Below are 11639 nucleotides of genomic sequence, written 5' to 3' on the forward strand. Positions count from 1 at the left end.
CACGCAGCATGGAACCGATCAAAGTTGGCCTGTTGGGCTTCGGCACGGTAGGCAGCGGCACCTTCACGGTGCTGGGCCGCAACCAGGAAGAAATCAAGCGACGCGCGGGGCGCGGCATCGAGGTGACGCGCATTGCGGTGCGCAACCCGGCCAAGGCGCTGGCTGCGCTCGGCGGCGACGCCGGCGCCGCGCAGATCACCGACGATTTCAACGCAGTCGTCGATGATCCGTCGATCGCAATCGTCGCCGAGATGATCGGCGGCACGGGTATCGCGCGCGAGCTCGTGCTGCGCGCGATCGCGAACGGCAAGCATGTCGTGACGGCCAACAAGGCGCTGCTCGCGGTGCACGGCACCGAGATCTTCGAGGCCGCGCGCGCGAAGGGCGTGATGGTCGCGTTCGAAGCGGCCGTCGCCGGTGGCATCCCGATCATCAAGGCGCTGCGCGAAGGCCTGACCGCGAACCGCATCCAGTACATCGCGGGCATCATCAACGGCACGACCAACTACATCCTGTCGGAAATGCGCGACCGCGGGCTCGACTTCGCGACCGCGCTGAAGGCCGCGCAGGAGCTCGGCTACGCGGAAGCCGATCCGACCTTCGACATCGAAGGCGTCGACGCCGCGCACAAGGCGACGATCATGAGCGCGATCGCGTTCGGCGTGCCGGTGCAGTTCGACCGCGCGTACGTCGAGGGCATCAGCAAGCTCGACGCGACCGACATCCGCTACGCGGAAGAGCTCGGCTACCGGATCAAGCTGCTCGGCATCACGCGCCGTGCCGAAAAGGGCATCGAGCTGCGTGTGCACCCGACGCTGATCCCGGAGAAGCGCCTGCTCGCGAACGTCGAGGGTGCAATGAACGCGGTCGTCGTGCACGGCGACGCGGTCGGCACGACGCTGTACTACGGCAAGGGCGCGGGCGCGGAGCCGACCGCATCGGCCGTGGTCGCGGATCTCGTCGACGTCACGCGCCTGCACACGGCGGACCCCGAGCACCGCGTGCCGCATCTCGCGTTCCAGCCCGACAGCCTGTCGAACACGCCGATCCTGCCGATCGAGGAAGTGACGAGCGGCTATTACCTGCGCCTGCGCGTCGCCGACCAGACGGGCGTGCTGGCCGACATCACGCGCATCCTTGCTGCGTCGGGCATCTCGATCGACGCGCTGCTGCAGAAGGAATCGGAGCAGGTCGACGACGCGAACGGCGAAACCGACATCATCCTGATCACGCACGTCACGCTCGAGAAGAACGTGAATGCGGCGATCGCGCAAATCGAGAGCCTCGAGACGGTGGTATCGAAGGTGACGAAGCTGCGCATGGAAGCGCTGAACTGAGCTGAGGACGACATGAACTACATCTCCACGCGCGGCGCCGGCATCGGCGAGCGCCACACGTTCTCCGACATCCTGCTCGGCGGTCTCGCGAAGGACGGCGGGCTCTACCTGCCGACCGAGTATCCGCAGGTGTCCGCCGACGAGCTCGCACGCTGGCGCACGCTGTCGTACGCGGATCTCGCGTTCGAGATCCTGTCGAAGTTCTGCGACGACGTGCCGGCCGACGACCTGCGCGCGATCACGCGCCGCACGTACACGGCCGACGTGTACAGCAACACGCGCCACGGCGAGAATGCAGCCGACATCACGCCGCTGAAGACGCTCGGTACCGAAAACGGCGCGCCGATCTCGCTGCTCGAACTGTCGAACGGCCCGACGCTCGCGTTCAAGGACATGGCGATGCAGCTGCTCGGCAACCTGTTCGAGTACACGCTCGCGAAGCACGGGCAAACGCTGAATATTCTCGGCGCGACGTCCGGCGACACCGGCAGCGCGGCCGAATACGCGATGCGCGGCAAGGCCGGCGTGCGCGTGTTCATGCTGTCGCCGCACAAGAAGATGAGCGCGTTCCAGACGGCGCAGATGTTCAGCCTGCAGGATCCGAACATCTTCAACCTCGCGGTCGAAGGCGTGTTCGACGATTGCCAGGACATCGTCAAAGCCGTGTCGAACGATCACGCGTTCAAGGCGCAGCAGAAGATCGGCACGGTCAACTCGATCAACTGGGCGCGCGTCGTCGCGCAGGTCGTGTACTACTTCAAGGGTTACTTCGCGGCGACCCAATCCAATGACGAGCGCGTGTCGTTCACGGTGCCGTCGGGCAACTTCGGCAACGTCTGCGCGGGCCACATCGCGCGGATGATGGGGCTGCCGATCGCGAAGCTGGTGGTCGCGACCAACGAGAACGACGTGCTCGACGAGTTCTTCCGCACCGGCGCATACCGCGTGCGCAGCGCAGAGAACACCTATCACACGAGCAGCCCGAGCATGGACATCTCGAAGGCATCGAACTTCGAGCGCTTCGTGTTCGACCTGCTCGGCCGCGATCCGGCGCGCGTGATGCAGCTGTTCCGCGACGTCGAGGAGAAGGGCGGCTTCGATCTCGCGGCGAGCGGCGATTTCGCGCGCGTCGCCGAGTTCGGCTTCGTGTCGGGCCGCAGCAGCCACATCGACCGCATCGCGACGATCCGCGACGTGTTCTCGCGCTACGACACGATGATCGATACGCACACGGCCGACGGCGTGAAGGTCGCGCGCGAGCATCTCGACGCAGGCGTGCCGATGGTCGTGCTCGAGACGGCGCAGCCGATCAAGTTCGGCGAGACGATCCGTGAAGCGCTCGATCGCGAAGCCGAGCGTCCGGCTGCATTCGACGGGCTCGAGGCGCTGCCGCAGCGCTTCGAGGTCGTGAAGGCCGACGCGCAGCAGGTGAAGGACTTCATCGCTACTCATACGGGCGCATGACGCACGGCCGGGCCGCGGGCCCGGCTGCGCAGGACGGCCGGAATGCCGATTCGTCGAACGGATCGGGGTTCCGGCCGTTTCGTTTGGTCACTGCCGCGCGATTGCCGCCGTACCGCGCGCGAAACAAGTGCCAGACCCGCGCCTTCGCGCGAATCACAGTTTCCGCATGTCCGCCATATCGCGCGCCCGCGCGACGGCGTCGCTACAATGACGTATTGCATCCCACGATCCCCGATTCCATCGATGTCGAACCCGAATCCCGCGGCGCCGCGCGCGCCGATGCTGTCGACCGCCGAGGCGCTCGTCGCACTGCTCGAGGCCGCGAAGCCGTTGCCCGGCACCGAAACCGTCGCTACGCTCGACGCGCTCGGCCGCGTGCTGGCGGCCGACGTGAGCTCGCCGCTCGACGTGCCGCCGATGCATACGAGTGCGATGGACGGCTATGCAGTGCGCGTCGCCGACCTGCTGCATGGCGATCGGCGCCTGCCGGTGTCGCAGCGTATTCCGGCCGGGCATCCGGCCGCGCCGCTCGCAGCCGGCACGGCCGCACGGATCTTCACCGGCGCGACGGTGCCGCCCGGCGCCGACGCCGTCGTGATGCAGGAGCAGGCGTCGGCCGACGGCGATGCGGTCGAGATCCTGCACACGCCGAAGGCCGGCGAATGGATCACCGCGCAGGGCGCGGATATCCGGCAGGGCTCGGTGATCCTGCCGGCCGGTACGCGGCTCACGCCGCAGGCGCTCGGCCTGGCCGCATCGGTCGGCTGTGCGCAGTTGCCGGTCGCGCGGCGGATTCGCGTCGCGGTGTTCTTCACCGGCGACGAGCTGACGATGCCGGGCGAGCCGCTGAAGCCCGGCGCGATCTACAACTCGAACCGCTTCACGCTGCGCGGGCTGCTGGAGCGGCTCGGCTGCCACGTGACCGACTACGGGATCGTGCCCGATTCGCTCGCCGCGACGCGCGACACGCTGCGCGAGGCCGCACGCGATCACGATGTGATCCTGACGAGCGGCGGCGTGTCGGTCGGCGATGAGGATCACGTGAAGCCGGCCGTCGAGGCCGAAGGGCGGCTCGCGCTGTGGCAGATCGCGATGAAGCCCGGCAAGCCGCTTGCATACGGCGCGGTGCGCCGCGGCGATGAACGCCCCGATGCGCATTTCATCGGGTTGCCCGGCAACCCGGTGTCGAGCTTCGTCACGTTCCTGCTGTTCGTGCGGCCGTTCCTGCTGCGCCTGTCCGGCGTGCGTGACGTTGCGCCGCGCGCGCTGTCGCTGCGCGCCGACTTCTCGCAGAGCAAGGGCGACCGGCGCAACGAATTCCTGCGTGCGCGCGTGAACGCGGCGGGCGGCCTCGACCTGTTCCCGAACCAGAGCTCGGCGGTGCTGACGTCGACGGTGTGGGGCGATGGCCTGATCGACAATCCGCCGCAGCACGCGATCAGCGCCGGCGAGACCGTGCGTTTCATTCCGTTTTCCGAACTGCTGTCGTAACCCGGCGGCTTCCCGAACCATGAAGATTCAGCTGAAATTTTTTGCAAGCGTGCGCGAGGCACTGGGTGTTGCCGACGAACAGGCCGACGTGCCGGACAGCGTCACGACCGTGGGCGACGTGCGCGCGTGGCTGCGCGTGCGCGGCGGTGCGTGGGCCGAGACGCTCGCGGAAGGGCGCGCCCTGCGCATGGCGTGCAATCACGAGATGACCGATCCCGACACGCGGCTCACCGAGGGCTGCGAAGTCGCGTTCTTTCCGCCGGTGACGGGCGGTTGAGGCACCGGCGATGGCAACGGTACGAATCCAGACGGACGACTTCGATCTGAACGCCGAAGTCGCGGCATTGCGCGCGCGCAACCCGAAGATCGGCGCGGTCGCGTGCTTCGTCGGCACGGTGCGCGACCTGAACGAAGGCGATTCGGTGGCCGCGATGGAGCTCGAGCACTATCCGGGGATGACCGAGAAGGCGCTCGAGAAGATCGCCGCCGAGGCCGGCCGGCGCTGGCCGGGCACCGACGTCGCGATCGTGCATCGCGTCGGCAGGCTTTTGCCGCTCGACCAGATCGTGATGGTCGCAACGGTTGCGTCGCACCGCGGCGATGCGTTCGCGTCGTGCGAGTTCGTGATGGACTACCTGAAGACCGAAGCGCCGTTCTGGAAGAAGGAAACCACGCCGGATGGCGAGCGCTGGGTCGATGCGCGCAGCACCGACGATGCCGCGCTCGCGCGCTGGGGCATCGAATCGGGCAACACGCGGCGCTGAGCGTGGCGCCTGCGTCGTGCGGCGAGATGCCACATGCGCGCAAGGGTCGCGCGTGGCGGCTACCCGTTACGCGTCCGGGTCGGTGCTGCGCCCGATGATCTTCGTCGGAAACGGCTCGCCGCGGGCACGCGACGGCAACGCGTGCGGATCGTCGCCCGCGTCGCGACGGCGCGGCGCGATCGCGTCGAGCAGCGCCTGCTGCTCGGGCGGAATCTGGTAGTCCCAGCCGAACCGGCTCAACTGCAGGCTCTGCGCGATCCGCAGTGCGGGTTCCATGAAGCGGATCGCCGCGGGCGGCGCGTAGCGCGTCTCGACGGTCTTCAGGAACAGCGACAGCCAGCGGCTGAAATGGGCCGGCTCGATCCCGTCGAGCGGCTGGTGCGCCTGCTGCACGTTGCCGCGATAGCCCTTGGTGCCGAGCACGAGGCTCGACCAGAACGTGACCATCTTCGGCAGGTGGTCGTCCCAGCGACCGGCCAGCTTCGCGTCGAACACGGGCCCGAGCAGCGGATCGGCGCGTACGCGGTCGTAGAACGCGTAGACGAGATCGCGAATGTTCTCTTCGGTCGGCTCGGTGTCGCGAGGGCGGGCCGGTGCGGTATCGGGCGAGGCGGGCAGGACGGTCATGGCAAAAGGGCCGGGAGAGAGGGGCAACGACGGGGTGGCGGCGCGGGCATCGTGGAGGACGCCGGCCGGATTTTGACGCAAAATAGCGTCCAACACCCCCTGAAAAACGTGTAGATGTCATGAATCTTATTGCGCGCGCGCCGTCCCGGCAACCCGGGGCCGCGGAACAGGGCCGCTAGTCGGCCCCGTGCGCATCCCGATCGGCCCGGCTCACGTAATCGGGGCATGATCGATCTTTTCCGTATTCGCCCATGAGACTCACCGACTACACCGACTATTCGCTTCGCGTGATGCTGTACCTTGCCGTGCGCGGCGATGGACTCGCGACGATCCAGGAGATCTCGGATGCCTACGGCATCTCGAAGAACCATCTGATGAAAGTCGTGCAGCAGCTCGGCGAGCTCGGATGGGTCGACACCGTTCGCGGCCGCAACGGCGGGCTGCGGCTGTTCCCCGAATCGCTGCAACTGACCGTCGGCCAGGTCGTGCGCGCGACCGAGAACGATTTCGCGCTGGTCGGCTGCTTCGCGGCCGAGGGCGAGTCGCGTGGCTGCGTGATCGAGCCGCAGTGCCGCCTGAAGGGTGTGCTGGCGGCCGCGCGCGATGCTTTCTTCGCCGAACTCGACCGTCACACGCTCGGCGAGCTGGTCGAACACGCTGAGCCGCTCGTCGCATTGCTCGGCATCCGTCCGGCCGTGCGCGTGCGTGTCGTGACGGAAGAAGCGGCCGCATCCGTCGAGCCGCCGTCGACGGCGGGCTGACAAGCACGCGCCGCGCGTTGCGATCCGGCCGTGGCCTGTCCCAGGGCCGCGTCAGGGACATCCATCGATTTTTGCGCTGAATCAACCCGAATTTCGCTTGAAAGCCGCATAACCATCCTCATCTTGGTGTTAATCGAAAATTGGAGGTCTCGACTAAATGAGAATCGACAAGCTCACCACCAAGTTCCAGGAAGCACTCGCGGACGCGCAAAGCCTCGCGGCAGGCCGCGACAATCAATACATCGAACCCGTTCACGTTCTCGCGGCGCTGGTCGCGCAGCAGGACGGCTCCGCCCGCTCGCTGATGTCGCGCGCGGGCGTTCACATTCAGGCGCTGCAAGGCGCGCTGAACGAGGCCATCTCGCGCCTGCCGCAAGTGACGGGCACGGGCGGCGACATCCAGATCGGCCGTGAACTGGCCGGGCTGCTGAACCAGGCCGACAAGGAAGCGCAGAAGCTCAACGACACGTTCATCGCGAGCGAGATGTTCCTGCTCGCCGTGTCCGACGACAAGGGCGACGCCGGCAAACTCGCGCGCCAGCACGGCCTCACGCGCAAGGCGCTGGAAGCCGCGATCGCCGCAGTGCGCGGCGGCTCGCAGGTGCACAGCCAGGACGCGGAAAGCCAGCGCGAGGCACTGAAGAAATACACGGTCGACCTGACCGAGCGCGCCCGTGCGGGCAAGCTCGATCCGGTGATCGGCCGCGACGACGAAATCCGCCGGTCGATCCAGATCCTGCAGCGCCGCACCAAGAACAACCCGGTGCTGATCGGCGAGCCGGGCGTCGGCAAGACCGCGATCGTCGAAGGGCTCGCGCAGCGGATCGTCAACGGCGAAGTGCCCGAGACGCTGAAGGGCAAGCGCGTGCTGTCGCTCGACATGGCCGCACTGCTCGCAGGCGCGAAATATCGCGGTGAATTCGAGGAGCGCCTGAAGGCGGTACTCAACGACATCGCGAAGGACGAAGGCCAGACGATCGTCTTCATCGACGAAATCCACACGATGGTCGGCGCGGGCAAGGCCGAAGGCGCGATGGATGCGGGCAACATGCTGAAGCCGGCGCTGTCGCGCGGCGAGCTGCATTGCATCGGCGCGACCACGCTCGACGAATACCGCAAGTACATCGAGAAGGATGCCGCGCTCGAGCGTCGCTTCCAGAAGGTGCTCGTCGACGAGCCGAGCGTCGAGGCGACGATCGCGATCCTGCGCGGGCTGCAGGAGAAGTACGAACTGCACCACGGCGTCGACATCACCGACCCGGCGATCGTCGCCGCGGCCGAGCTGTCGCACCGCTACATCACCGACCGCTTCCTGCCCGACAAGGCCATCGACCTGATCGACGAAGCCGCTTCGAAGATCAAGATGGAAATCGATTCGAAGCCCGAAGAGATGGACAAGCTCGACCGTCGTCTGATCCAGCTGAAGATCGAGCGCGAAGCCGTGAAGAAGGAGCAGGATGAAGCGTCGCAGAAGCGCCTGCAGCTGATCGAGGAAGAGATCGACCGCCTCGGCCGCGAATATGCGGACCTCGAGGAGATCTGGACCGCCGAGAAGGCCGCGGTGCAGGGCAGCGCGCAGCTCAAGGAAGAAATCGAGAAGGTGCGTGCGGACATCGCGCGGCTGCAGCGTGACGGCAAGCTGGAGAAGGTTGCCGAGTTGCAGTACGGCAAGCTGCCGCAGCTCGAGGCGCAACTGAAGCAGGTTACGCAGGCCGAAGAGCAGGAGCAGCACAACCCGACGCGTCCGCGTCTGCTGCGCACGCAGGTCGGCGCCGAGGAAATCGCGGAAGTCGTGTCGCGTTCGACCGGGATTCCGGTGTCGCGGATGATGCAGGGCGAGCGCGAGAAGCTGCTGCACATCGAGGAAAAGCTGCATGAGCGCGTGGTCGGCCAGCACGAGGCGATCAGTGCGGTGGCCGATGCGATCCGCCGTTCGCGTGCGGGTCTCGCCGATCCGAACCGTCCGTACGGCTCGTTCCTGTTCCTCGGCCCGACGGGTGTCGGCAAGACCGAGCTGTGCAAGGCGCTGGCGTCGTTCCTGTTCGATTCGGAAGAGCACCTGATCCGCATCGACATGAGCGAGTTCATGGAGAAGCACAGCGTTGCGCGGCTGATCGGCGCGCCGCCGGGCTATGTCGGCTACGAGGAAGGCGGCTACCTGACGGAAGCCGTGCGCCGCAAGCCGTACAGCGTGATCCTGCTCGACGAGATCGAGAAGGCGCATCCGGACGTGTTCAACGTGCTGCTGCAGGTGCTCGACGACGGCCGCATGACGGACGGGCAGGGGCGCACGGTCGACTTCAAGAACACGGTGATCGTGATGACGTCGAACCTCGGCTCGCAGGTGATCCAGGCGATGACGGGTGCGCCGCAGGAAGAGATCAAGGACGCGGTGTGGCTCGAGGTGAAGCAGCATTTCCGCCCCGAGTTCCTGAACCGGATCGACGACGTCGTCGTGTTCCATGCGCTCGACCGCAGCAACATCGAATCGATCGCGAAGATCCAGCTCGCACGCCTGCACGAACGGCTCGCGAAGCTCGACATGGCGCTCGACGTGTCGGAAGCGGCGCTCGAACAGATCGGCAAGGTCGGCTACGATCCGCTGTTCGGTGCGCGTCCGCTGAAGCGCGCGATCCAGCAGGAGATCGAGAATCCGGTCGCGAAGCTCATCCTCGCGGGCCGCTTCGGTCCGAAGGACGTGATTCCGGTCGACGTCCACGACGGCAAGTTCGTGTTCGACCGCGTTGTTCACTGATCGCAGGCCATTGGCCGCCGCCCGGTTCGCACCGGGCGCGCAAAAACAAACACCCCGCCTCAGCGGGGTGTTTGCCTATGGAGCGTCGCAACGACGCGGCGCGTCAGCCCTGCTTGTTGCCGCCGAACATGCCGGCGATCTGCGACAGCGAGCCGAGCACGTTCGACGGGTCGACCTGCGCCTGGCCGTCGGCCGGCACGGCGCCGTCCGGCGTCGCGTGGTTGACGACGTGCGGCAGCACCTGCGCGAGCACGGTCGAGGCCATCGACGGATCGACACCGAACTTGCTCGCGAGCGCGCCGATCGCGTCCGAGCCGAGCACGTTCTGCAGCGCGTCCGGCGAGATCGGCTGGTTCTGGCCGTTGCCGACCCACGAGCCGATGATGTCGCCGGCGCCGCCGGCCTTGAACTTCTCGATCAGGCCGTTCAGGCCGCCCGGCTGGTTGTTGATGAATTCGAGCGCGGTCGTGATCAGCGCGCTTTGCGAGTTGCCGCCGGCCTGGCCGCCGATCAGACCGCCAACGATGTCGAGGAGACCCATGGTTCTTCACCTTTACTGAAAAGGGCGCCACGCAGTGGGCGCCCGTTGAACGAATGCCGCGCGCACGCCGTCGCGCGCGCGGCGCATATCAGGCGCCCGACGCCGCGGCGGCGGAGGCTGCCTTGTCCTTCTTGCTTTTCTTCTTGGAACCCTTCGTCGCTTTCGTCGACGATGCTGCGGCCGGTGCGCTCGCACCAGCATCGGCGGATGCTGCCGCTGCTGCAGCCGCTTTTTCCTTCTTCGTCATGCGCTTGGCCTTGGCCGGCTTCGCCGCCGTATCCGGCGCGCTTGCCGCCGGTGCCGGTGCGGTGGCCGTCGTGCCGGCCGTCGCGGTCGTGGAGGTCGACGCGGTGCCCGCCGACGTCGTGGCCGACGTGGTCGCCGAGGTCGTTGCGGCCGGCTTCGACAGCTTCACGCCCTTCGGCGGCGTCGACGAGCCGCCGATCGTCAGACCGTTTTCTTCGAGATGCCCGACCGACTTCGTGCCGAGGCCCTTGACGCGGTTCGCGAGATCGTCCGCGTCCTTGAACGGGCCGTTCTTGGTGCGTTCGTCGATGATCGCCTTCGACTTCACGGGCCCGAGACCCTTCACGGATTCGAGCGTGGCCTGGTCAGCCGAGTTGACTTCGACGGCCGCGGCGAGGCCTGCGGCGAGCGACAGCGATAGCGCGACGAACAGCATCAGCAGCTTCTTCAGCATGGCAAAGGCTCCCTGGTTCTGACGGATGAATGGCTGTTGCAACGGACGGCGGGGCGAGGCGCGGCCGGGCGTCGCCGTTAAGCATAGGACAAATGCGTGCCCTTTTTAAGACAGGCTGACCGAATCTTGCTGAAGGCTTGCGGCGCTGTAAAGACCGAAGCCCGCGCCGCGCGGCGATTTTGACCATTGTTTACGGTGTCGCCGGGGTGTCGCCGATGATCGTCGCACTGGCTGTTCGACAGGGCTTGACTTAGAGTGAACTCTAACTCCTAACCTTGTTCCTGCCATGTCGAAAACCGTATCCCAACCTTCCTCCGCCGGCCCGCTGACGATCGGTCAGGTCGCCGAAATGACCGGCCTGTCGACGCATACGCTGCGGTACTACGAGCAGGCCGGCCTGCTGCGCGCGATTTCGCGCACGGCGGCCGGGCACCGGCTCTATGCACCGGCCGACCTTGACTGGCTGGCCTTCGTGATGCGCCTGAAGGCGACCGGCATGCCGATCGCGCAGATGCAGGCATTCGCGACGCTGCGCGCGCAAGGCGAGCCGACCTTCGGCGCGCGGCGCGACCTGCTGGTCACGCATCGCGACGCGGTGCGCGCGCATATCGCGGAGCTGCAGGCGAGCCTCGAGGTCATCAGCGACAAGATCGCTTACTACGAGGCACAGGAGCGGGATGCGGCGCGACGGGCGAAACCTTCTCACTCTCCCTCGGAACAGGACGGACGCAATGGAACGACTCGTTGAAGACCGCTACACGCGCGGCTGGAACAAACTGAAGGAAATCGACGGCGAAGTGGGCGAGCGCGTGATCTCGGCGCTCGCGCCGATCGCGCCGGACTTCGGGCGGCTGCTGGTCGAATTCGGTTTCGGCGACATCTACAGCCGGCCGCAGCTCGACCTGAAAGCGCGCGAAATTGCGACGATCGCGGCGCTGGCCGCGCTCGGCAACGCGCAGCCGCAACTCAAAGTGCATATCGAGGCTGCGCTGAACGTCGGCTGCACGCGCGACGAGATTGTCGAGGTGTTCATGCAGATGGCCGTCTATGCGGGTTTTCCGGCCGCGCTCAACGCGCTGTTCGCCGCGCACGAGGTGTTCGTGCGGCGCGACGAAGCCGAAGCGGCCAGCAAGTCGGGTGACACCGCGAACGCGCGTGAAGCGGCGGCGCATGCGTCATGAGTGGTAGACGCGCCGGCG

At 66.7% G+C, this 11639-nt stretch carries 12 protein-coding genes; 9 read left to right on the plus strand and 3 right to left on the minus strand.

Features of this window, described 5'->3' with window-relative positions:
- Positions 1 to 8 precede the first annotated feature (8 nt).
- The 5 genes from QZM67_RS34635 (at position 9) to QZM67_RS34655 (ending at position 5056) form a co-directional block, all read left to right on the plus strand.
- Positions 9 to 1337, plus strand: coding sequence for a homoserine dehydrogenase (locus QZM67_RS34635; protein ID WP_301810395.1), 1329 nt, complete (start codon positions 9 to 11; stop codon positions 1335 to 1337).
- 12 nt (positions 1338 to 1349) lie between these two features.
- Positions 1350 to 2801, plus strand: coding sequence for a threonine synthase (gene thrC, locus QZM67_RS34640; protein ID WP_175025737.1), 1452 nt, complete (start codon positions 1350 to 1352; stop codon positions 2799 to 2801).
- Between the two features lie 243 nt (positions 2802 to 3044).
- Positions 3045 to 4292, plus strand: a complete 1248-nt coding sequence (gene glp / locus QZM67_RS34645) for a gephyrin-like molybdotransferase Glp (RefSeq protein ID WP_301810398.1) — start codon at positions 3045 to 3047, stop codon at positions 4290 to 4292.
- Positions 4293 to 4311: 19 nt separating this feature from the next.
- A complete protein-coding gene (moaD, locus tag QZM67_RS34650) occupies positions 4312 to 4569 on the plus strand; it encodes a molybdopterin converting factor subunit 1 (RefSeq protein ID WP_011352296.1) in 258 nt (85 codons plus the stop codon).
- Between the two features lie 10 nt (positions 4570 to 4579).
- Positions 4580 to 5056 (plus strand): molybdenum cofactor biosynthesis protein MoaE, encoded by a 477-nt coding sequence (locus QZM67_RS34655; protein WP_175025739.1) that lies wholly within the window; start codon positions 4580 to 4582, stop codon positions 5054 to 5056.
- Positions 5057 to 5122: 66 nt separating this feature from the next.
- Here the strand turns inward: QZM67_RS34655 and QZM67_RS34660 are convergent, their stop codons facing one another.
- Entirely contained in the window at positions 5123 to 5683 is a 561-nt protein-coding gene (locus QZM67_RS34660) for a group III truncated hemoglobin (protein ID WP_175025740.1), read from the minus strand.
- Between the two features lie 251 nt (positions 5684 to 5934).
- On the opposite strand from QZM67_RS34660, the gene QZM67_RS34665 reads away from it, so the two are divergent.
- Both QZM67_RS34665 and clpB read left to right on the plus strand, forming a co-directional pair.
- Complete coding sequence (locus tag QZM67_RS34665; protein WP_175025741.1) at positions 5935 to 6444, plus strand: Rrf2 family transcriptional regulator; 510 nt, start codon at positions 5935 to 5937, stop codon at positions 6442 to 6444.
- Positions 6445 to 6601: 157 nt separating this feature from the next.
- Complete coding sequence (gene clpB, locus QZM67_RS34670; protein ID WP_043188212.1) at positions 6602 to 9199, plus strand: ATP-dependent chaperone ClpB; 2598 nt, start codon at positions 6602 to 6604, stop codon at positions 9197 to 9199.
- A 103-nt stretch (positions 9200 to 9302) separates the two neighbouring features.
- Here the strand turns inward: clpB and QZM67_RS34675 are convergent, their stop codons facing one another.
- Positions 9303 to 9740 (minus strand): YidB family protein, encoded by a 438-nt coding sequence (locus tag QZM67_RS34675; protein WP_043188214.1) that lies wholly within the window; start codon positions 9738 to 9740, stop codon positions 9303 to 9305.
- An 88-nt stretch (positions 9741 to 9828) separates the two neighbouring features.
- Entirely contained in the window at positions 9829 to 10440 is a 612-nt protein-coding gene (locus QZM67_RS34680) for a helix-hairpin-helix domain-containing protein (RefSeq protein WP_175025742.1), read from the minus strand.
- A gap of 286 nt (positions 10441 to 10726) precedes the next feature.
- Between QZM67_RS34680 and QZM67_RS34685 the strand changes: the two genes are divergently transcribed.
- Entirely contained in the window at positions 10727 to 11188 is a 462-nt protein-coding gene (locus QZM67_RS34685; protein WP_301810406.1) for a MerR family transcriptional regulator, read from the plus strand.
- Complete coding sequence (locus QZM67_RS34690) at positions 11172 to 11621, plus strand: carboxymuconolactone decarboxylase family protein (RefSeq protein WP_301810410.1); 450 nt, start codon at positions 11172 to 11174, stop codon at positions 11619 to 11621. Before QZM67_RS34685 ends, QZM67_RS34690 begins: the two co-directional genes overlap by 17 nt.
- Positions 11622 to 11639 lie beyond the last annotated feature (18 nt).

The sequence above is a fragment of the Burkholderia sp. AU45251 genome (assembly GCF_030482905.1).
GTDB lineage: Bacteria > Pseudomonadota > Gammaproteobacteria > Burkholderiales > Burkholderiaceae > Burkholderia > Burkholderia aenigmatica.

Excerpts from the sequence above, each read along its gene's own strand:
- QZM67_RS34635 (WP_301810395.1), top strand. The coding sequence starts at position 9 with ATGGAACCGATCAAAGTTGGCCTGTTGGGCTTCGGCACGGTAGGCAGC.
- thrC (WP_175025737.1), top strand. The coding sequence starts at position 1,350 with ATGAACTACATCTCCACGCGCGGCGCCGGCATCGGCGAGCGCCACACG.
- glp (WP_301810398.1), top strand. The coding sequence starts at position 3,045 with ATGTCGAACCCGAATCCCGCGGCGCCGCGCGCGCCGATGCTGTCGACC.
- moaD (WP_011352296.1), top strand. The coding sequence starts at position 4,312 with ATGAAGATTCAGCTGAAATTTTTTGCAAGCGTGCGCGAGGCACTGGGT.
- QZM67_RS34655 (WP_175025739.1), top strand. The coding sequence starts at position 4,580 with ATGGCAACGGTACGAATCCAGACGGACGACTTCGATCTGAACGCCGAA.
- QZM67_RS34660 (WP_175025740.1), bottom strand. The coding sequence starts at position 5,683 with ATGACCGTCCTGCCCGCCTCGCCCGATACCGCACCGGCCCGCCCTCGC.
- QZM67_RS34665 (WP_175025741.1), top strand. The coding sequence starts at position 5,935 with ATGAGACTCACCGACTACACCGACTATTCGCTTCGCGTGATGCTGTAC.
- clpB (WP_043188212.1), top strand. The coding sequence starts at position 6,602 with ATGAGAATCGACAAGCTCACCACCAAGTTCCAGGAAGCACTCGCGGAC.
- QZM67_RS34675 (WP_043188214.1), bottom strand. The coding sequence starts at position 9,740 with ATGGGTCTCCTCGACATCGTTGGCGGTCTGATCGGCGGCCAGGCCGGC.
- QZM67_RS34680 (WP_175025742.1), bottom strand. The coding sequence starts at position 10,440 with ATGCTGAAGAAGCTGCTGATGCTGTTCGTCGCGCTATCGCTGTCGCTC.
- QZM67_RS34685 (WP_301810406.1), top strand. The coding sequence starts at position 10,727 with ATGTCGAAAACCGTATCCCAACCTTCCTCCGCCGGCCCGCTGACGATC.
- QZM67_RS34690 (WP_301810410.1), top strand. The coding sequence starts at position 11,172 with ATGGAACGACTCGTTGAAGACCGCTACACGCGCGGCTGGAACAAACTG.